The sequence below is a fragment of the Enhygromyxa salina genome, from assembly GCF_002994615.1.
GTDB classification, from domain to species: Bacteria; Myxococcota_A; Polyangia; order Nannocystales; family Nannocystaceae; genus Plesiocystis; species Plesiocystis salina_A.
Genome location: NZ_PVNK01000015.1, coordinates 1 through 19,607 on the forward strand (window position 1 = coordinate 1; position 19,607 = coordinate 19,607).

16 protein-coding genes and 1 pseudogene are annotated in these 19,607 nt (G+C 67.5%); 9 read left to right on the forward strand and 8 right to left on the reverse strand.

Features of this window, described 5'->3' with window-relative positions; genetic code table 11:
• On the reverse strand, positions 1-208 hold a 208-nt coding region (locus ENSA5_RS01505), incomplete at its 3' end, for a hypothetical protein (RefSeq protein WP_219906710.1).
• Positions 209-365: 157 nt separating this feature from the next.
• On the opposite strand from ENSA5_RS01505, the pseudogene ENSA5_RS39645 reads away from it, so the two are divergent.
• The 3 genes and pseudogenes from ENSA5_RS39645 to ENSA5_RS01520 all read left to right on the forward strand — a co-directional run.
• Positions 366-446, forward strand: a pseudogene (locus tag ENSA5_RS39645) (AraC family transcriptional regulator); the annotation flags it as partial.
• A gap of 271 nt (positions 447-717) precedes the next feature.
• Positions 718-1,236 carry a hypothetical protein gene (locus ENSA5_RS35445; protein ID WP_146155204.1) on the forward strand — a complete coding sequence of 173 codons (519 nt, stop codon included), beginning with the start codon at positions 718-720 and terminating at the stop codon, positions 1,234-1,236.
• A gap of 145 nt (positions 1,237-1,381) precedes the next feature.
• Positions 1,382-1,672, forward strand: coding sequence for a hypothetical protein (locus ENSA5_RS01520; RefSeq protein ID WP_106389766.1), 291 nt, complete (start codon positions 1,382-1,384; stop codon positions 1,670-1,672).
• A gap of 131 nt (positions 1,673-1,803) precedes the next feature.
• Here ENSA5_RS01520 and ENSA5_RS01525 read toward each other — a convergent pair whose 3' ends face one another.
• Entirely contained in the window at positions 1,804-3,033 is a 1,230-nt protein-coding gene (locus ENSA5_RS01525; RefSeq protein ID WP_106389767.1) for a gluzincin family metallopeptidase, read from the reverse strand.
• On the reverse strand, positions 3,034-3,447 hold the full coding sequence (locus ENSA5_RS01530; protein WP_146155205.1) for a hypothetical protein: 414 nt from the start codon (positions 3,445-3,447) through the stop codon (positions 3,034-3,036).
• A gap of 218 nt (positions 3,448-3,665) precedes the next feature.
• On the opposite strand from ENSA5_RS01530, the gene ENSA5_RS01535 reads away from it, so the two are divergent.
• The 4 genes from ENSA5_RS01535 (at position 3,666) to ENSA5_RS01555 (ending at position 7,905) form a co-directional block, all read left to right on the forward strand.
• Positions 3,666-4,181 (forward strand): transposase zinc-binding domain-containing protein, encoded by a 516-nt coding sequence (locus ENSA5_RS01535; protein WP_106389769.1) that lies wholly within the window; start codon positions 3,666-3,668, stop codon positions 4,179-4,181.
• 250 nt (positions 4,182-4,431) lie between these two features.
• Positions 4,432-5,766: a hypothetical protein gene (locus ENSA5_RS01540; protein ID WP_146155206.1), complete on the forward strand. Its 1,335-nt coding sequence runs from the start codon at positions 4,432-4,434 to the stop codon at positions 5,764-5,766.
• Positions 5,754-6,848 (forward strand): hypothetical protein, encoded by a 1,095-nt coding sequence (locus tag ENSA5_RS01545; protein ID WP_106389771.1) that lies wholly within the window; start codon positions 5,754-5,756, stop codon positions 6,846-6,848. Before ENSA5_RS01540 ends, ENSA5_RS01545 begins: the two co-directional genes overlap by 13 nt.
• A 658-nt stretch (positions 6,849-7,506) precedes the next feature.
• Positions 7,507-7,905, forward strand: coding sequence for a TopoII/MutL transducer domain-containing protein (locus tag ENSA5_RS01555; RefSeq protein WP_106389773.1), 399 nt, complete (start codon positions 7,507-7,509; stop codon positions 7,903-7,905).
• On the opposite strand, the gene sigJ is transcribed toward ENSA5_RS01555, so the two are convergent.
• Together sigJ and ENSA5_RS01565 are read right to left on the reverse strand one after the other, a co-directional pair.
• Positions 7,902-8,759, reverse strand: a complete 858-nt coding sequence (sigJ, locus tag ENSA5_RS01560; protein WP_106389774.1) for an RNA polymerase sigma factor SigJ — start codon at positions 8,757-8,759, stop codon at positions 7,902-7,904. The genes ENSA5_RS01555 and sigJ overlap by 4 nt on opposite strands.
• The gene (locus tag ENSA5_RS01565; RefSeq protein ID WP_181197169.1) at positions 8,756-9,334 is read right to left on the reverse strand and encodes a carboxymuconolactone decarboxylase family protein; all 579 of its coding nucleotides are present in this window, start codon (positions 9,332-9,334) and stop codon (positions 8,756-8,758) included. Before ENSA5_RS01565 ends, sigJ begins: the two co-directional genes overlap by 4 nt.
• Positions 9,335-10,105: 771 nt before the next feature.
• On the opposite strand from ENSA5_RS01565, the gene ENSA5_RS01570 reads away from it, so the two are divergent.
• Positions 10,106-11,419 carry a glycosyltransferase gene (locus ENSA5_RS01570; protein WP_106389776.1) on the forward strand — a complete coding sequence of 438 codons (1,314 nt, stop codon included), beginning with the start codon at positions 10,106-10,108 and terminating at the stop codon, positions 11,417-11,419.
• On the opposite strand, the gene ENSA5_RS01575 is transcribed toward ENSA5_RS01570, so the two are convergent.
• From ENSA5_RS01575 to ENSA5_RS01585, 3 genes are read right to left on the reverse strand one after another with little or no spacing between them, the layout of a single operon-like run.
• Complete coding sequence (locus ENSA5_RS01575; protein WP_106389777.1) at positions 11,389-12,156, reverse strand: dienelactone hydrolase family protein; 768 nt, start codon at positions 12,154-12,156, stop codon at positions 11,389-11,391. The two genes, ENSA5_RS01570 and ENSA5_RS01575, sit on opposite strands and share 31 nt — an antisense overlap.
• 17 nt (positions 12,157-12,173) lie before the next feature.
• Complete coding sequence (locus tag ENSA5_RS01580) at positions 12,174-12,995, reverse strand: mechanosensitive ion channel domain-containing protein (protein WP_181197171.1); 822 nt, start codon at positions 12,993-12,995, stop codon at positions 12,174-12,176.
• Positions 12,992-18,430 carry an AAA family ATPase gene (locus tag ENSA5_RS01585; protein ID WP_106389779.1) on the reverse strand — a complete coding sequence of 1,813 codons (5,439 nt, stop codon included), beginning with the start codon at positions 18,428-18,430 and terminating at the stop codon, positions 12,992-12,994. The genes ENSA5_RS01580 and ENSA5_RS01585 overlap by 4 nt, the downstream gene beginning before the upstream one ends.
• A 151-nt stretch (positions 18,431-18,581) precedes the next feature.
• Between ENSA5_RS01585 and ENSA5_RS01590 the strand changes: the two genes are divergently transcribed.
• Positions 18,582-19,607 carry a hypothetical protein gene (locus ENSA5_RS01590; protein WP_106389841.1) on the forward strand — a complete coding sequence of 342 codons (1,026 nt, stop codon included), beginning with the start codon at positions 18,582-18,584 and terminating at the stop codon, positions 19,605-19,607.

Below are 19,607 nucleotides of genomic sequence, written 5' to 3' on the forward strand. Positions count from 1 at the left end.
CGGGCGCGTCGTCGCAAGCGAGCTCGTCGAATGAGCGGCCGTGACGTTCGAGCACACCGCTGAGTCGCGCGTGGGTCCACCTCGCAACCTCGGTGACCTCTTCGTGGGTGGGGGCGCCGAGCGAGTGGAAGCGCAGCTCGCCCTCGTCGTCCCTCACGTACACGCCGTCGAGCAGCGACGCTGGTGTGCCCCGCTCGACGCCGCGCAACTCCTCTGTTGGTCGAGCTCTTCAAGGTGTTCGAAGCGCTGAGCGCTCGTCGCGCCTCCCCGAACCTTGCTTCATCTGGCCTAACCGCCTCTTCGCCCCTATCTCAGCCCGCGTGGGTGATCATGATGAGCGGTACGGGTGATCACGATGGTCGGCATACGCATTCAGCCGCGCGTTCAAGCGATGGACGGGGATGTCTCCGATCGAGTACCGTCATCAGGGCGCCGCCGCGGGCTGATCCGGGCAGATGACAGCCGGGGCGGTCCCGTGAAGGCCTCGCTCCACCAACACAGAACTCCGAGAGGTCGGAGGTCGGACATCGGCGAGGGCCTCGCCAGCCGAGTTGGGCTCGGGCACCAGGTCACGTCCGCCGTCCTCGTGGGCGTCCGCTGTGGAGGAGGTGCGCGTCCGCGAGTGACGCGACGGGCGGGCAAGACCACAACACAGAGGGAGGAACAGTGTAGCGCCGCACCCCGGGATCAGGCACACATCTTGCTCACGCCGAAGGCATGGACACCCAAACCGAGCAAACCAAGCGTCATGGCCACAAAGGCACGCTCATCTCCCTTGGCTGCCTCACCGTCTTGGCGCTGTCGGCCCCTGCCTGTGATCCCGGCATCGACAACTTCGACGACGTTGACGAGCGAGCCGCGCTCGACGCTGAGCGCCCCGATGACCCGGAAGGGGCGGCGCTCGACCCCGAGGACGGCGGGCTCGCCGACCAGGAAGAGGGGGCGCTCGACCCCGAGGACGTGCAGTGGGCGACCTCCGCCGATGCCAGCGCGCAAGTGCACTGGGTTCCCGCAACCCAACCATCCTGTGACAACACGTGCCAGGCTGTTTCACTCTCTCCGGTAGCTTCGGGCAAGTACGTCAATGGGTTCGACTTTTACGTATGTTCCGGGAATGCGTACGGAGAAGGGTACAGGGCAGGGTTCAATCTGCGCCCGGCTTGGGCGAACGCGTGTATTGTGGGGTGGGGTGGAAAGTCAATCTTCGTGAGCCCGTACCGCTGTCTCTGTCGGTAGCGTCGATGTCTTGCGCGGATGCATGCCAAGGGCCGAGTACGTCGGCGCGCTCGACTACGCCGCGGTCCGCGAGCTGTTCGCCACGCGCGATGTCGCCCAGCACGAATACCCCGACGCCGGATTCTTGTGAACGTGGCTGGAGACCGTGCACGGGCCGGACGCGATGGCTTCGTTCGCCGCGGAACTCCGGCCAACCAGCTCGCTCGAGCGGCTCGAGGCTTCGTTCGCCTCAACCTTCGGGGTCTCGCTCGAGCAGGCCGTGGCCGACTCCGTAGGTGTCCCGATGCCAATGTTCGACGCCCTGCCCTGCGACATGCCGGGGCTCCCCCGCTCGACCTGGGCGGACGACCCCCTTGTGCTCACGCCCGGTGAGGCGGACTGCAGCGACGCCGATGTCGTTGGCTCCGGCGGTCAAGCGCTGTGGTTCGTGGTGTGATACTGAACTTCGAAGGGCCCCTTGGCCGGGGCTTCGTCGTCATGCTCGGCGCCGTCCCCATCGTCGGCGCACGCGGTCGCCAAGATCAGGCCGCCGAAGGTCAACTACCGAAGAGTTCGCAACGATCACCCTCAATCCCCGAGGCAGTTCTCGGGGTCCACGGTCCTGTCGACCGGATAATGACTTGGGTGCTTGCCGTTGCTCACGCACAGGCGCAGATAGATGTCGCCCGAATCGTACACGGGCATCTCGATGCGGTAGCGTCCCGCCGCACGGAAGATGGGCGGACTCAAGGAATTGTGGATGACCTGTGCCCCAAAGAACGTGGGATCGACATCGTACATCGGCTCATCGAGACAAGGCCACACGTTCGCGCCCACGTCGGAGGGGACCCATACGGCCAGTTCCTCCTCGACGTATTCAGGTGGGATGTCCATCGTGACCACGGCATACATACCGCCGTCGTCGGCCGGCCCGAACATATGTGGCTCGTCGCAGTCTGAGGAGGCGCTGAGCTCCCAGCGATCGCCGTTCCACGGGACGTTCACGTGCCCTTCGCACAGGCCCGGGAGCGGGTAGGCCAGCGGCGCCGTCGCGTAGTACTCGGCCTCGAGTTCCTCGAATGGTAAGCCGTAGACCTCCTCGACGGCCGCGAACACCTCTTCCTTGGAGGCCGACATGCTCAGGCGATCGAACATCTCGCTAAACTTGCCCGGACCGAAGCGATCGATGAGCCACCGGGAAAAGTGGGCGCCGCCGTGCATGCCCGACCCGGCGACATCGCTGGGCATCGTACTGCTCAGGAGGTCGAGATTGTAGATCGTCGATATTCCAGAGCCATACCCATCGATGTTGCGGTCGAGTCCCATCGCCACCCCTTCTGCGAAGAGTGTGTCGCTCCATCCCCACACAGGGGCGACGACCGCGTGGACTAGCTCGTGATAGAGGACTGCGAGCCTTATGTGGGCGACTCCATTGTAGCACCCCCCGCAGCCCGAGCACCACTCGCAGATCTCGGAGATATCCGCCAGCGACCCTGCGGCGTTTTGGTTGTACCAAAACAACGTGATCCGCTCTTGCACGTCGATGTCCAGCAGCTCGGCCGTCGCCTCGACGTGACGATCGATCTCGTCGAGGCTCCCCCGGCACACCGGCTGCGAGAAGCCCGGAGCGATGTCGACGTACTCGGTGTGATACTGAACTTCGAAGGGCCCCTTGGCCGGGGCTTCGTCGTCATGCTCGGCGCCGTCCCCATCGTCGGCGCACGCGGTCGCCAAGATCAGGAGCAACTGGAGCACCCGCATCGACGGTGATGTCCCGTCGACGCGTGTGCAGTTGGGGCGCTGGTGGAACTCGGCCATTTAATCCTCCCACGCGAAGTAGGCGTCGACGATCTGAAACTCCGAGGTCGAGACCTCGAACACGGCACTGTCGCTGTTGCCAAGGCTGAATGCGTAACTTTGCAGCGACAGCGAAGGTGTTGCCCCATCCATGGTGACGTCGAGACCGAACATTCCGATGGCGATCGTCCCCTCGTCGGTGCTGCTGTCGACTTGGCCAAAGCCGTGGTACGCGAGCGAAGCCTGCATGTCACGGCCAATGTAGCCGCTGTCGGAGAAAGCGTCCACATCGATCTCGAGGCTGTCGATGCTGAACCAGCACGAGCCGCTCGTGCACGAGCTCTCCCGACTCACCGTCACCGTGCCCTCGAAGGTGGTGAATGCGTTACCCTCGGGGCCGTCGACCTCGACGTCACCGTCGAGGTCGCACTCCAAGATCATTGGAGACGCGGTCAGCGGCTCGTTCGTGCTGGTCGAGCAGGTCTCCTCCAGATCGTTGTCGCAGCACACCCACCGCTCCCGGGTGCCCTGCGACGAAGGCGCCGAGCACGCATCGCTCGGTGTGCACGCCGGAAGTGGCCCGGTTCGCGGCCACCTTGTTGACTCACGCATGAGCGCTGCAACGCGAGCCCGCGACGGCCGAGTAGCTCGTCGTGGGATCCGTACCCGCGGCATGCTCGGCGCGACGCCGAGACGGCTACGAGCGCCGTCAGCCGGAGCAGACCCTGCTCTACCAGGTCGTCGCGCAGCACTGGCCGAGCTTTCGCGCGCGCGCCGAGCAAGCTGGTGGCTTGCCCGAGTTCGTCGTCGACGAGTTCGAGGCGTACCTGCGCTGCGGCATCCTCGAGCACGGCCTCGCGCACTTGGCTTGCCGTCGCTGCGGCTCCTCGATGGTCGTGGGCTTTTCCTGCAAGCGCCGCGGATTTTGTCCGTCATGCCTCGGCCGACGCATGTCCGACATCGCGGCTCATCTCGTCGACGAGGTGTTGCCCGAGGTCCCGGTCAGGCAGTCCTGGCAGTCACGAGTTCGAGTTCACAAACAAACTCAGCGCACGAGCGACCCGCGACCGCCACCTCGGTCGACCACCTCGCGGCGACCCGGAGCAACCGGCGGCGCGCGACGTAGCGACACTCGCTCGAGCGCTTTGGTCGCGACCGAGCGGATGTAGTCCCGGTAACCTGGAAGATCATCACGCCGCACCCAGAACATTTGCGGTGACCGATCGAGGGTGCAAGAGCAAAGATCGGCCGGTGCTGCTCGACGGTCTGAAAGAGGTGACCCGAGAGGTAGGGAGCCGGTCACTCGATATCGACGCAGGCGAGCGCGGGCTGCTGCTGCGCGTACTCGTCGGGCATCGCAAACACTGCGGGAGAATCAACGCTGCGCGGTGTAGTGTTGAACCCTAGACCGTTGATACGATGACCCTTTCCCGCTCCACACTGGTCGTGTTCATCCTCCCTACAATTGGGCTGCTCGCAGCGGGGTGCCAGGACCCGCTGACCGCAGACACGAAGCCCATTTGTACCCCCCTCGAGGGCGAAGATTGCCCAACCGAGAGCGAGGAGGGCGAGACCAGCGGCGGTGAGACCGGCGGCAACGAAGATCCCGGGGAGATGGCGTCGGACTACTGCCGTCACAACCCCAGCGCTGACGACGCCGTCGGCATCCAGTACCAATGTCTGGGCGACTTGTACTCCAGCCTCGACTTCACCTTCAACGGGGACTCCTGCGTCGACCTGCTCGGGGCCGGGTGGTGTGAGCAGTACGATGGCTTCGGTGTGGGCTTCCAACCCTACGCAGCGGCCGAGGTTATCGCCTGCTGCGGCGAGTACGACGCCCAGTACGCGGACGAGTACAGGAGGTTCTGTACCTACGACATGTACCAGCAGCTTTGCATCACCCTGTCCGAGCGCCTGCAGGCCGGGGTCCTCGACGGTTCGTTCGGTGTCTTCGCTGACGAGGTTGCGGCGGTCCAGGTGTGGATCGCCCAGCACTACGCCGAGTGCTTCACCAGCTTGCAGAACAACAACTCGGCCGCGTTGCCGGAGGTCGTCTCGCACTGGGAGATCGGCGACTTCGGCGAGCTCCACGACCTCGTGCTCCGGATCGAGGCCCCGACCAAGATCGACGGGCTGAGCCTGCCCCAGGACGAGTCCGAGTGGCTCTCGTGCACGGACGCGCAGGGCAACAACGATCAGATCTTCGAGGACGGCCACACCCCCAAGGGCGGCGTCGTCGCCGGTGTCGAGCTCGCCGCGAGTCTCGGCGTGGAGCTCATCGGTCCATCGATCCTCGGCGGCACCGTCACCGCGTCGGCGATCTTCGACGCCGGCTGCACGCCTCGCGGCTGTGCGGCAGCCGAGTTCTCCTACGACAACACCGGCTCGCAGTTCACGATCGAGGAGCTCGACCTGTTCGAGGACGACCCCGTCATCATCACCAATGGCATCGCGTCACTCGTCGCCGACCGAGTCCAGGTGCGGCTGTGGGGACAGGCAGAGGGCTACGAGGTCGGCGCGCCGCTCGGCGGAGCACCCTTGGGCTACGAGATTCCGGCTGGAGCCGCGCTGTTCATGATCTCCGGTCTCAACACCGACGGGGGCTCCAACCGCTTCATCGCTGCCAACTCGACCGATATCTGGATCAGCGAGACGCGCGGGACGTGGACGATCGGCAGCTTCGAGATCACGTTCGAGGACGGCAGCGGCGAGCTGTGGACGGTCACGATCGAGGACAGCCAATGGGACGGCTGAGCCGACTGGCCGCGCTGGCCTTCGTCTCGCTCGCGCTCGTCGGCGGGTGCACCGAGGAGCTCTACGAGCCCAACGTGCTGTTCTTCGGCGAGTGGATCGACATCGACGGTCGCGACCGAAGCCCCGAGGAGACCTGCGGTGGGACCTTCGCGTACGTCGACGCCTACGCGGGCGCGGTCGCGGCGGAGTTCGGCGTGAGCGAACACCTCGGCGCGTATCGCTGGTACTCACCCGAGCAGTACGCAGTCGAGCTTCCGTGCGACGACATCAACTACTCGTGTGCCTCCACCGATGGGGTCGCTCACTCGTGGGCGCTCCCGATCGAGCACGAGGTCGCCCACCTGGCCAATTTCATCGCGGGTATCTGTCCCGACGCCCTTGGTGAGGGCCTGGCCGAGGTCTACAGCGCGAACGCCTTCGACGCAAAGACCCACGACTTCGAGCTCTTGGTCGCGCGCATGCAGGAACCGTCGATACCTCCTAGCGATCGCGAGTACGGCATTCTCGGCCGCTTCGCCGCGTACCTCGTGGCGCGCTTCGGCCTCGAGGCCGTGCTCGACGTCTGCCGGACCACCGGCAGCTCCCCCAGCGGCCCGCAGCTGTCCGCGGCCATGGAGTCGGTGCTCGGCGTGAGCACCGACGAGCTGCTCACCGACTTCGAGCCCGAGCTCGGCTCGTGCAACCGCGCCCGGGACTACCGCTGGCGCGTGTTCGGGTGCGGCGTCGCCGAGGCTGCGCCCGACCTCGGCCGCGTGAGCCTCGACAGCGAGCGCAGCATCGAGACCACCTTCGCGCTCGACTGCGCCAACGACACGACGATCGGCCCGCTCGGCGACATGGTCTGGACCGCGGGGCGCTTCGATGTGGGCGCCGACGGAATCTATATGTTGTCGGTGGACGGAGATGGCCTCGACATTTCCGAGGTCGAGCTGAGGCTCACGCACTGCGAGCCATGCGGGAACGCCTTGATCTTGCCCGGCGAAATCGTCGGCCCTGAAATTCTCGACGCGGGCCGGTACTCGCTCGAGCTCCACGCCCCCGCGGACTTCCGCGGGAGCGTGCGGGTGACGCTCGAACCATGACGGGCCACGAACAGCCAATGGGGGTGGCGGTGTTTCATACGGTGACTATGCGGAAGAGGAAGCCCTGAGCAACCTGGTGTGACTGCTGCCGAGGGATCGGGAATGTGCGAACCGCCCGGAGTTCTCGTTGAACGACTTTCTTGGCCGCATCTGGGGCCACAGCATTCCTTGCGGTCGAATCATCGAGTGATGTCATCCCGCCTTGTGGTCGATCAAAAGACAGTTGCCGGGGCTGGCACGACGAGGTGGAGCACCAGTTGTCGTCTTCGGCCGCTTCGGCGATCAGCGTCGACATCAAACCACGCGGTCCCAAGGGTCACGGCCCAGAAGATGTGTCCGTTGGGCCGGATCGCGCAGGATCTTCTCACCCGGAGCAGCGCGCTGACTCCTCGCTCCGCCTGAACGTCCACTTCCATACGCTCGCGCTCGAGGGCGTGTACGTCCGCGATGACGCAGGCGTGCTGCGCTTTCACGCCCTCTCCAGTCCCAGCCCCGAGCAAGTCGCCGGAGTCGCCCGCTGGACACACGAGCGACTCGTCCGCGTGTGCGAGCGGCATGGTCGTTCGCTCAACGACCTCGACGACACCACTGACGTGCTCGCGCTCGACCAGCCAGTGTCGTCGGCGAAGAGATCCTTTGCACCGCCGAAGACGGACCGATGTCGACAAGCGTAGTGATGCAGTGGTGCGATTACGCGCACCACCGCGCCGCTCCTGAAGTCACGTCGTTCTGCAACCTCATGAGAACCCACGATGGCGGCTCCCACGTAAAGGGCTTCATGCGCGGCACAAGAGACGTCCTGCGCAGAACCTTCGAGGTCGCCGACCAGGACGAACTGGACGAGCTCACACGAGGCCTCTGCGCCGTCGTCAGCGTCAACTTGATCGATCCGGCGTACGGCGCGCCGACCAAGGACCTGTTGAAGAACCCAGAAGCGCACACCCTCGTCCGGCGCGCTGTCATCGACGGCCTCAGCGAAGCGCTCGCGGCGCAGCCTGCTCTGTTTGAAGCGCTCACAAAGCGTCTCGCAGACAACGCGGACGAGAGTCCTGATTAGCGCTCGACGCGGGAGAGCTTGTCCGGATTCGACGCAACGAAGACGCTGTTCACAACCTCGCCGTCGGTTTCGATGGTCACGACGCTGGGACCATTCGGGCCCACCACGACAAGCGCGGGCCAGCCGTTCGCTTGGATCGGGCGCACGGAAAAGCCGCTCCCGCGCGCAGCCTTGGCCGCGAGCCCCACAAAGAAACGCGCCACCGCCGAGCGTCCACGGATCACGCGCGTCGCTGCGCTCACCTTGCCGCCGCCGTCCGTCATCGCCCGGGCGTCTTCGCTGAGCATCGCCTCCACGCTCGCCACGTCGCCGGTCTGGCACGCGTGGGTAAAGCGCATCAGCAGCTCCGCGTGACGCCCCGGCGAAGGCGCAAAACGAGGGCGCCCTTTTCGAACGTGCTCTCGCGCACGCGACAACGCTTTGCGCGAAACCTGCGCGCTCACGCCCAGCGCCGAGGCGATCTCCTCATGCTGGTAGTCGAAGGCTTCGCGCAGCAAATACACGGCGCGCTCTTGAGGCGAGAGCGCCTCGAGTAAGAGCACGAACGCCAGGGAGATCGCTTGAGGGTCCGCGGGCTCTTCGAAGACCTCGGGCTCCGGCAACCACGGCCCAAAGTACTCTTCGCGCCGGCGCTTGCTCGCGCGCAGGCGGTCCAAGCACAGCCGCGTCACGCAGGTGCTCAGCCACGCTCCACGGTTGCGTATCTCCTCTCCCTTTTCAACGACGTTCCGCCATCGCAGCCACGCGTCCTGGAGCACGTCTTCCGCCTCGCTGCCGCTGCCGAGCATTCGATACGCCAGCGAGAAGAGCGGCCCGCGGTGTTCAGCGAACGGTTCCGTGAGGGCGTCGCTCACGCGCTCTCCCTCACAAACTCTGCCCCTGGCAACAGACACAGCTGCTCCGTGAAGCCTTCTTCCACCGCGCCGACCGCGTGATTGAAACGCGCGCGGTAGTTCTCCCACGCGATGACGCTCGTCAGCTCCACGAGGGCCGAAGTCCCCAGCTCTGCTTCCAGCCGCTTGACCTGCTCATCACATGGAGGCGGAGGCGTCGCGCTCATGGCGACGCAATAGTCGAGGACGTCGAGCTCCAGCGGAGAGAAGTTCGCCGAACTCGGTGACACAAGCCCTTCAAGTTCTTTCCGGCTCAGCCCCGCCTCCATCGCCATCGAGCTTCCGATATCCACGCAGAATCGGCAACCGACCTCCATGGCTGTCTTCAGGTTCGCCAGCGCTTTGATGCGTGGTGACAAGAGGCTCCTGCGCTCCAATGCCAGCTCGAAGAGCCCGTACGCCATGAGCACACTGCGCTGGTGCGCCTTGACGCCGACGGGCCCAGGGACGCGCCCAAGGCGCCGCTTGCAAACCCAGTAAAAGAATCGAACCAAGAGCCCCGCGCCTTGGCGAGGACGAACTGCGATGGTGGTCATGCCTGCACGACGCCGCAGCCCCGCGAAGTGTGACCACCCAAGTCTCGTCGCCCTAGTCCGTGCCCGTTTTGAGAACCAGCGGCTCAAACGCGGCGCGGAAACGGTCCGACCACGGACAGCTCGTCCGCGTCTCAGGATCCAGGCGCACCAGGCGAGTCTTCGCCCGCGCGTGACAGCGTGATCCATGGCGCGCCTTCACCTCGGCGCTGATCACTAAGCTCGTCCGGCCTGCTAGGCGCGGACGGCTGAGCGAGCTCGGGCCCTTCGAGTTGGTCAGCACGGGTCACTCGCCCGGGCCGCGAAGACTCTCGCGGATTGAGCCTAACTTCCACGCTTGAAGACGGGTTGTACCCCTGCGCCGCCACTCTACATGTCAAGAATGGCGAGGTTACAGTGGTACTTCATAGCATGTTCGGACTAGAGCCTGGGTCAACGATGCCCCTGCGACGACGAACTGGAGAAATAGTTGTGGAATCGGTTGGCGGATACGTGGGCATTGACAACGGCCACGCAATTATCTGAGCTCATACGTACGGAGACCGCGTCTCTTGCAGGTCGCAACCCCCTGCGAGCTCGACCACTCGAGCGGCGACGCCAACGCCTCCTCGAGCCAGCGCATCGGCTGGTCGTAGCCCCGAGCGCGGCGAGTTCGCGACCGAGCGCTCGAGTCGCGGCGCAGTCGAGGCCGGAGGCACGCCAAGCAGGCGTTGGCTTCGGGGAACGCCCCGGCCATGGACGCGGGTCCGCGTCGGCAGCTCCGGTCACGCAAGCGTGAACGCCAGGGCAGCGCAGCGCAGCGCAGCGCCGCTGCCGATCTTGCCCGCCCAAGCCAACCAAGCTACACGCGTCCCCGTGCTGACGGTCCTGGACGTCAACAACTTCTGGAGCCCGACCGGCGGCGGCGTGCGCCGCTATGAGCTCGAGAAGGCCAGGGTCCTCGGCGAGCGCGAGGGCGTCCGCTTCGTGTTCGCGCTGCCGGGCAAGACGAGCACGAGCGAGCGCATCAGCGACAACGTGGTCTTCGAGCACATCGGCGACAGCCTGCCCTCGCGCGGGCAGTACCGGAACATCGTGATCAGCCGGGGCCTGCGCCGGGTCGTCGAGCGCCATCGGCCCGACGTGATCGAGTGCGGCTCGCCGATCTTCTTGCCGCCGCTCGTACAGCGCGCGTCGGCCAAGCTCGAGCCCCGCCCGGCGCTGGTCGGGTTTTGGCACGCCGACTTCCCGCGGACCTACACCGGCCTCGGCATGCGCCTGATCCACCCGGCGCTCGAGCCCGCGGGCGAGCGCCTCGGCTGGAGGTGGATGCGGCGAGCGTTTCGCAAATTCGACGGGATCTTCGTTGCGAGCCGCTGGGTCGGCCGCAACCTGATGCGCAACGGCCTCGATCGGCTCTACTACACGCCGCTCGGGGTCGACAGCGAGACCTTCACGCCCGCGCGGCGCGATCCGGAGCTCGTCGAGCGCTTCCGCGGCGGGCATCCGGATCGCAAGATCCTGTTCTTTCCCCACCGCTTCTCGGAAGAGAAGGGCCTGCGCAACCTCCTGAGCGCCTACGCGACGCTGCGCGAGCGCGTCACGCCCGAGCCCGCGCTGGTGTTCGCGGGCACCGGGCCCGAGCAGGCCCGGGTCGAAGACGCGGTCGCGGCCAACGAGCACGTCCACTTCGTCGGCTACCTCGACTCGCGCGAGCTCCTCGCCCGGCACTTCGCGTCCTGCGACATCTGCCCGTGCCTGTCGAAGTTCGAGACCTTCGGGCTGTCGACGGCCGAGGCCCTGGCCGCGGGGCTCGCGGTCGTCGCCGCCGACGAGGGCAGCGCGGGCGAGCTGGTCGAGGACTGCGGCGGCGGCCTGACCGTGCCCTACAACGACAGCGCGGCGCTGGCCGACGCGATCGTGACCCTGGTCGAGGATGGTCAGCTAGACGAGCGCGGGCGTCGGGGCCGGGCCTACGCGCAGCAGCTGACCTGGGACGCGACCTTTGACCGGGAGCTGCGCTTTTATCGCGAGATCGTCGCGCGCAAGCGCGGCGGGCAGCCGCCCGCGACCGGGTTTCACGGCGCCGACAGCTTGTCGCGGAAGTAGCCGAGCACGGACTCCAGCGCCTCATGGGTCGGGTGACCGGCCTCGTCGACGAAGTCGAGGGTCAAGACCGAGTGGCCCCTCCCGGGCAGCACGGTCAGGCGGATCCGCGCGTGCTCGGGGTCGTTGAGCGCCGCGTCGATCGCCGCGAAGCGACCCGCGGTGCAGCCCGGATCACCCGCGAAGCGGAATGCGAGCATCGGCCCGCACGCGTCGAGGTGGTCGCGCGCGGCCTCGACCTCGGCGGCGCTCATGTGCAGCTCCTCGCCGAGCACGATCGGCATCGCCGGCTGCGAGGCGACGGCCGCGAGCACGCTCTCGTCGCCGATCAGCGTGATCGCAAAGTTCCCCGTCAGGCACATCCCGATCACGCCGACGCCGGCCACGCCCGCACGATCGCGGACGTCCCGACACAGGGCCCGAAACCAATCGACGGCCGGGCTGCTCTCGTTGCGCGCGAACAGCTTGAAGTAGCGGCGCATGCAGACCACCCGGACCATGTTGCCGACCATCGAGACCCGCCCGAGCGGCCCGAAGATGTGCGGGATGACGACGCGATGGCCGGCCTCGACCAGGCGGTCGGCGAGCCGAAGGGTCTGCGGACCGATGCCCGGCAGCTCCTGCATGATGACCACGGGCGGGCCCTCGCCGCGGGCGTAGACGTCGTGGGTGACCCGCTCACCGCCGCGCAGCGCCGCCGTGAACCTTCGGACCTCGTAGCCTTCCATCGTCGTCGACATCTCGCCTTGCTTGCCGCTCAGACACCCAAGCCACGGCGAACGAGCGCCTCGATCGCCGGGCCGTGCTCGTGGCCGAGCGCGAACACATGAACCTGGACCACGCCGGCCGAGAGCGGCTCGATCTCGGGCTCGCGCACGACCGAGGACCAGTGCGAGCTCATCGCCAGCTGCTTGACCCGCGCGACCCCCTGCGAGGGATCGAGCGCGGCCGGGAGCGTGAGCTCGAAGCCGTGGCGGTAGGCGCCCTCGACCCGCGGGGTTCGAACGATCGCCCCGCGCGAGAGCCGACCGTAGGGCACGTGGACCTCGGTCCCGTCGTCGCTCTCGAGCGTCAGCACCCGGTAACCGAGGCTGCGCACGATCCCGCTCTGGCCGTCGAGCGTGACCCGGTCCCCGACCTCGCACAGCGAGCTCGCCTTGATGAACATCCCGTTGACGAGGTCGCGGATCGGGTACCAGAGCACCGCGAACATGCCGAAGAACAGCACGGTGAGGACCTGCGGGCTCTGCAGCTTGAACACGAGCGGGATCGCGAGCAGCAGGTACATGAGGACCACGAGGGCCTCGAGCACCGGGCGCGAGCGCGACAGCGCGGCGCGCCGCGACTTGCTCATCGGGACCAGGCTCAGCAGCCAGCGCAGCCCGCCGAGCAGGGCGAAGACCACGAACCCGAAGACCACGAACAGGACCAGGCCGAGGCCCGTGACCGTGAGATCGTCGAACACGGGCAGCCCGTCGAACATCGACAGGGTGTCGAAGCCGAGCTCGTCGCCCGACGCTGGCTCCGGCTCCGGCCCGACCCCGATCCCGATCCCGATTCCGATTCCGATCCCGATCACAAGTACCCCCGATCGCGCAGGCTCTCGACCAGCAGGTGCGAGATGTAGCGGTTGATCTCGAGCGCGCCCTGCTTGTCTTCGCTGATCAGGCCCATGCGCTGGAGGGCATCGAGGGCCCGATCGAGCGCGGCCGACTCGAGGCAGGTGATCCGGATCAGGCGCGCGCGGGTCAGACGCTTGTGGAGCACGAACTGCAGCAGCAGGGCGACCCATTCGAGGCGCAGCTCCTCGAACAGCTCGCGGCCCGGGCTCACGGGCGCGCGCATCAGCAGATCTTCGCCGTCGAGGCGGTCGACGTGGGTGATCCAGCTCTGCAGCGCGACGCCGACGTAGCCGCCCGTGTAGTCGAAGTAGCGGGTGAACAGCCGCGCGCGGTTCCAGGCCGGGAGATCGTCCTCGTCGCGCCCGTCGACGAGGAAGCGCAGACCCGTCGCGCGGTGGCGGCTCTCGATCAGATCCTTGATCTGCTCGGCGGCGAAGGGCTGACACTCGACCACGGCCAGGGCTTGATCCGCGAGCGGGACCACGCGCGAGATGAAGCGGTAGGCGTGGATGTTGAGCTCGAGGATGAACAGGACGCGCTCGCCCCAGCGATCGACGAGCTCGGCGAGCTGGTCGAGGACCGCGCTCCCGTCGGCCGAGCGCTCCCACCACAGCTCGAGATCGTGGATCATGATCACGCTGCCGGTCGGGATCGCGGACAGGATCTCGTCCCAGTCGCGGGTCCCCTCGCCGGCGATCTTGAGCTCCTTTTCGATCCGCGACTTGAACAGCGCGACGTCGGCCGAGCCGCCCCGCGGCGGGAGGATGTTGTACTTGTTGCGCTTCTCGAAGTGCCTGCGCGCGGTGTAGCGGGCCAGCGAGGTCTTGCCGCTGTGGCGCTCGCCGACGATCATCAGCACGCCGCCGCGGCCCTGCCTCCAGTTGCGCACGGCCCCGGCGATCTCGTCGAGCTCGCGCTCGCGCCCGACCCAAAACTCGATGCTGACCCGGGCCTGACCCAAGAAGGGCTGCGAGTAGTAGAAGGGGAGCCCGTCGAGGACCTCGGGCTTGGGGCTGTTGTCGTTGACGAACTCGAGCACCCGCTCGACGACGTTGCCGCGCTCGGCGGTCTGGATCCGGCGGGCCATGAGCACGCCCGCGCTCCAGCGATACAAGAGCCGCACGAGCACCCGCTTGGACACCCGCTGGGCCACGCGGCTCAGGGCCTCGACCTTGGACAGCGCGCCGCCGGACTGCTCGAGGCGGACGTAGAGCTTGAAGCTGTCCTCGGACCCGGTGATCGCGTAGGCCTCGGTCCGATCGAGGATCTTGCCGAGCTGGGCGTCGATGCGCTCACCGAGCTTGGGCGCGAGGCCGCGGAGCTGGTCGAGCTCGGCGTCGAGGCGACCGCGGCCGTTGTCGATGACCGGCCCGACCCGCTCGGCGAGGCTGAGCTCGAAGTCCTCGTGGCCGGACTCGTACTCGCTGAGGTTGAAGGACACGAGGTGCAGGACGTCCTGGGCGACCCCAACGGCGCGCTGCTCGGCGAGCGCGACCCGGGCGGTGTGCTCGCGGAGGCCGCCGAGGAACTCGGCCTGGACCAGGAAGTCGACGAGCCGACGGAGCGAGACGGTCAGGACCTCGGTGTCCTCGAAGGGCTGGGCTTCGAGGCCCATGAGCGCGTCGTCGCTGATGACCTCGATCGCGTCGGGCAGCTCGGCGCTCGCGGCCTGGGCCTCGCGGGCGAGGTCCTCGACCATGCGCTTGTCGTCGAACTCGCCGCGCAGCTCCTCGGTGAAGCGCAGCTTGGGCTCGTCGACGTGGGCCTCGTCGCTGGCCTCGGGGCCGGCTTCGGGCCGCGCCTCGATCGCCGCCCGATACTCGACGAGGGACTCGCGCAGCTGCTCGGCGCCGCGCAAGATGCCCGACTGCAGCGTCATCGCCGTCGAGTCTTTGGTCCGCTCGACGATCGCCCGCAGGCGCTGCTGGAAGCCGGCGTTGTGGAGCTCGAGGGCCGCGCGGTTGAGGACCAGCTGGCGATTGTGGCGCCAGACCGCCGAGACCTCGAGCAGGCGCGCGTCGAGGCCCTCGGCCTCGCTCGGCAGCCGCCGCACGCGGCGGACGAGGCGGTGGACCTCGAGGCTGTCGAGGTCGTTGGCGAAGTTCTGGGCCAGCGTGCGCGAGGCGTGGGCGAGCAGATCGCGGCTCTGCTCGCTGCGCTTGGTCGTCCGGGCCAGGAGCTTGTCGAGGCGCTCGACGACGAGCTCGCGCCGCTCGGCGATCCGCGCGGCGAGCTCGAGCTTGGCGCGCTCGCGGGGGTCGATGTCCTCGGGCGCGGGCGCCTGCTCGGCCTCGCTCGACTCGGCCGGCGCCTCGTCCCCAGCCCCCGGGGGCGCGAACGATGCGGGCGTGGGCTTCGGCTTCGCCGCGGGCTTCGGCTTCGCCGCCGCGGGCTTGGCCGCCGGCTTCGAGGCCGGCAGCTCGACGAGGCGCTGGGCGAATTCGTCGAGCGCGTGGCGGGCCTCGGAGATCGAGCGACCCAGCACGAGCAGGGCCTGGTAGCCGTCCTGGGCCATGTCGTGGAGCGCGAGCTCGAGCGCCCGGAGGCTGCGGTAGCGCAGGTAGTGGGTGTACAGCGGCGTCGCGCTGAAGCTGTAGGTCAGCTGCGAGCCCTGAAACAGGTGGCGCCGCCGCAGCCGACGCTTGGCCCGGCGCAGGCTCGGCGAGTCCTCGACCGCGGGCGCGAGCACGCCAGCGTCGCGATTGACCGTGAGGGTCTTGGGCGCGTCGCGCTCGAGCTCGGCGAGGCGCTCGATCCAGCCCTCGATGCGGCGCTCGAGCGCGTCGACCTGGGCGCTGAGGCGATCGCTCTCGAATTCAGTCAGCGCGCGGCGAGCCTGGAACAAGAAGCCGCTTTGGATCTTGTTGAGCTGCTTGCGCTGGCGCAGGACCACGCGCTCACTGAGCGCCTTGTGGAGCTGGTCGAAGGCCCGCTCGACCACGCCCCGGAGCTGCTCGATCAGCGCCGCGTCGTGGGTATAGATGAGCTCGAGGCACTCGCTCGCAAACTCCTGGGCGATCTCGTCGTGGGCCAGCGAGAGCTCGCGCGCGGCCGCCCTGAGCTCGCTCGGCGCGGGCGCGCGCAGGGGCATGAGCTCGATCCCGTCGAGGTCGTCGGCCGTCAGCGAGCGCTCGGCGCGACCGTCACGGGCGCGGGAGGGTCGATCTTGTCCGACGCGCTGGAGGACCGAGCTGAACCGGCTCGACCCGTGGGTCACGAGCACGCTGCCGACGTCATCGCACAGCTCGTCGAGCTCGACGATGCTCTCGGGCTGCTCGACCAGCGGCCCGGCCGGGAGCCCGAGTACGACGAGGTCGGCGTCGCCGGACTCCTGCCGGACCCAGTCGTAGAGCGGGCGGTTGCCGATCGCGTTGTTGAACACCTTGACGCTGGCCTGGATCCGCGCGTCGGCCAGCGCGCGCTGGGCCGACTTGAACAGCGCGTCGCCGCGGCTGGGGTCGTCGTTGAGCAGCAAAAAGCGCAGCTCCGAGCGGCGCCAGTCGTCGGCCAGGCTCAAGAACCGGATCAGGGCCATCTCGAGCTCGAAGCTGCCCTGGGTCGGCGTCCACCACAGATCCACGCGAGCGTGGGTCCCAAACCCGCGCTTGGGGTCGCGGGCCAGGAGCAAGAGGCTGAAGTCGAGCTCGACGAGCTCGTCGAGGGTCGTGGCGAAGCCGCCGCGATCGTGGCGGTGCTCGGCCCAGTTGATCAGCACGGTGTTGGGCTCGAGGCCCGCGAAGCCGTGGAAGCGAGCGATCGAGCGGGCCGTGGCCCAGGGATCTTCGGTCTCGAGCTCGCGCTCGAAGCGGCCCGCGATCAGGGTCCCGTCGCTCGCGCGCTCGCCCTCGTCCGCGCCGTCTCGGCCCCCGCGCTCGGCGTCCCGCTGCTCACGCGCGACCGCTCGCTGCTCGCGGGCGGCGTCCTTGGACGTGCGCAGGCGGAAGTCCGTGAGCACGCCGCGGTCGCGGATCAGCTCGGTCCCGAAGGCCAGCAGCGGGGCGTGATCCTGGACCTCGCGCCAGCTGAAGCTGAGCACGTTGGGCCGCCAATTGCGCTGCGCGCTGCCGCCCGCGTCGAGCTTCTCGAGGCCCCAGCGGACCAGCGAGGACCACACGCCCTCCCAGGTGTCCCCGGACTCGAGCGCGAGCTCGCGGCGCTTGAGGTAGGCGAACAGCCCGATGAACAGCACCACCGCGCCCGCGGTCGCGGCGATGTCGAGCTGGATCATCATCAGCACGCAGACCAGGGCCCCGACCACGCTGACGACCCGCGGGATCCGGAACTCCGGGCGGAAGTCGGTGCTCGCCCAGCTCTCGATCGCGCAGCTGAGGTTCAAGAAGCCGTAGGTCGCAATGAAAAAGATCGAGACCACGCGGGCGATGACGTCGAGCTCGCCGATCAGGATCCCGGCCTCGCCGATCGCAAAGGCGATCAGCAGGGCCCGGCGCGGCTCGTTGTCCTTGCCGTGGCCCTTGGCGAACCACGTCGGCGTCACGCGGTCGCCCGACAGCGCCTGCAGGATCCGCGGCGCGCCCATGATGCTGCCGAGGCCCGAGCTCAGCGTCGCGCCCCAGATCCCGGCGATGACCAAGAAGCCCCAGCGCGAGGACTCGGCCAGGATGTTGGTGTTGGACATCAGGTCGCCAGCCGGGAGCTTCCAGGCCAGGAACACCGCCAGCGTCACGTAGACGACCAGCCCGGTCGTGATCGAGGCCAGGGTCCCGATCGGGATCGAGCGCTTCGGATCCTTGAGGTCGCCGGACATGTTGACCCCGGCGGTGAAGCCCGTGACCGCGGGGAAGAAGATCCCGAAGATCTCGGCGAGCGGCGCCCCGTCCTCGGGCGCGGCGAGGTGCAGGCCTTCGGAGGGGGGCGTCCCCGGCGACAGCGCGATCGAGACCAGCGAGAACGCGATCGCGCCGAGGATCACGTACTGGGTCTTGATCGCGAAGCTGGTGCTGATCAGCGTGACCAGGGTCAGGCCGACGATCGTGATCGTGCCGCAGATCCGGATGTTGCGGATGTCCGGATCGATGCCCATCTGGCCGAGGAAGCTCTCGGAGAAGCCGATCACGTAGAGCGAGATCGAAAACGACAGGCCGACGAAGAGCGCGAGGCCCAAGGTCCCGCCGATCGGCAGGCCGAGGCTGCGCGAGACGATGTAGTAGGGCCCGCCCGCGCCGACCTTCTTGTCGGTTGCGATCGACGAGATCGACAGCCCGGTCGTGACCGAGATCAGGTGGGCCGCGACGATGACGCCGAGCGCGAGCCACAGCCCGCCGTTGCCCACGACCCACGGCAGCCGCAGGTACATGATCACGCCGAGGATCGTCAGAATCGAGGGCGTGAAGACACCGCCGAAGGTGCCGAATTTCGTGGAGCGCTTGGCCATGAAGAGCGGACGAACAATCTACCTAGTGCGGCGACAGGTTTGAAGCGGCGTCGACTCGCGCTCGGAGGGTGGACACCTGCGCGCTTGCGCAGGCGTTCAGCACCTCGGCTTCGTTGACCCCAGGCACAGGGCCCGGGGATCCTTGGTCACCGTGCCGATGATCTCGCGCAAGAAGCAGCCCTACCCGATCTCCGACGGGCTGCGCGCCTACCTCGAAGAACACCGTCGCGAGGTCCCGCTGCCGATCCGCTACGAAGATCTGACCTACTACGGCGACACCGTCCCGGTCTACGACAAGCACGGCCGCGACACCTTGTGGGAGTCGGTCCTCTACCCGGCGCACGAGCGGCGCCGGATCCAGCGGGGCCTCGTCGACACCTACGCGACCCTGCGCGTGACCGGCGAGCGCTCGCTGATGCAGCACCTCGTGACCGATCGCGTCGACGTGTGCTCCTACGGCAACACCCAGCCCTTCCGCGTCCGGATCCTCAACACCCTCAACGAGAACTTCGACTACTTCTACGTCAAGCGGGCCGACGCCTCGCGGGTCTACGGGCTCGAGCTCGAGCACATGCTCTCGCCCAACCGGCTCGAGTTCATGACCGAGGGCGACACCCTCGTCGAGTCCCACATCGCCGGGATCCCGGGCGACGTGTTCATGCGCGACTACCTCGAGGACAAGCACCTCGACGAGGTCCGCCTGGCCAAGGAATTCGTCAAATTCTGCGAGCGCTGCTTCATCCGCCTCCTCGGTGACATGCACGCGGGCAACTTCGTCGTCGACATCACCCCGGACTTCGACGAGACCAGCTACCGGCTCCGCGCGATCGACTTTGATCAGCAGAGCTACGAGGACAACATTCGGGTGTATCAGCCCAATTTTTACATTGAGAACAACCCGATCGTGTTCCTCGGCATGAAGTGCATGGAACCGGCGACCACGCGGCAGTACCAGCAAGAGGAGCGCAGCTTGATCCGCCACCGGGCCACGAGCGAGCGCGAGGCCCTGCGCGCGCTGCTCGACACCATGCGCCTCGACGAGCTCGCGCCCGATGAGCACGTCGCCTCGCTGCGCGAGGATCTGCTCGAGTTCTACGCGGACGCCCGCTTCGAGCGCTGTCAGACCATGGGCGCGCTGGTCGACGCCTCGCTGAGCACCCTCGACTGGGAGACCTGA

Excerpts from the sequence above, each read along its gene's own strand:
- ENSA5_RS35445 (WP_146155204.1), top strand. The coding sequence starts at position 718 with ATGGACACCCAAACCGAGCAAACCAAGCGTCATGGCCACAAAGGCACG.
- ENSA5_RS01525 (WP_106389767.1), bottom strand. The coding sequence starts at position 3,033 with ATGGCCGAGTTCCACCAGCGCCCCAACTGCACACGCGTCGACGGGACA.
- ENSA5_RS01540 (WP_146155206.1), top strand. The coding sequence starts at position 4,432 with ATGACCCTTTCCCGCTCCACACTGGTCGTGTTCATCCTCCCTACAATT.
- ENSA5_RS01545 (WP_106389771.1), top strand. The coding sequence starts at position 5,754 with ATGGGACGGCTGAGCCGACTGGCCGCGCTGGCCTTCGTCTCGCTCGCG.
- ENSA5_RS01555 (WP_106389773.1), top strand. The coding sequence starts at position 7,507 with ATGTCGACAAGCGTAGTGATGCAGTGGTGCGATTACGCGCACCACCGC.
- ENSA5_RS01565 (WP_181197169.1), bottom strand. The coding sequence starts at position 9,334 with ATGACCACCATCGCAGTTCGTCCTCGCCAAGGCGCGGGGCTCTTGGTT.
- ENSA5_RS01575 (WP_106389777.1), bottom strand. The coding sequence starts at position 12,156 with ATGTCGACGACGATGGAAGGCTACGAGGTCCGAAGGTTCACGGCGGCG.
- ENSA5_RS01585 (WP_106389779.1), bottom strand. The coding sequence starts at position 18,430 with ATGGCCAAGCGCTCCACGAAATTCGGCACCTTCGGCGGTGTCTTCACG.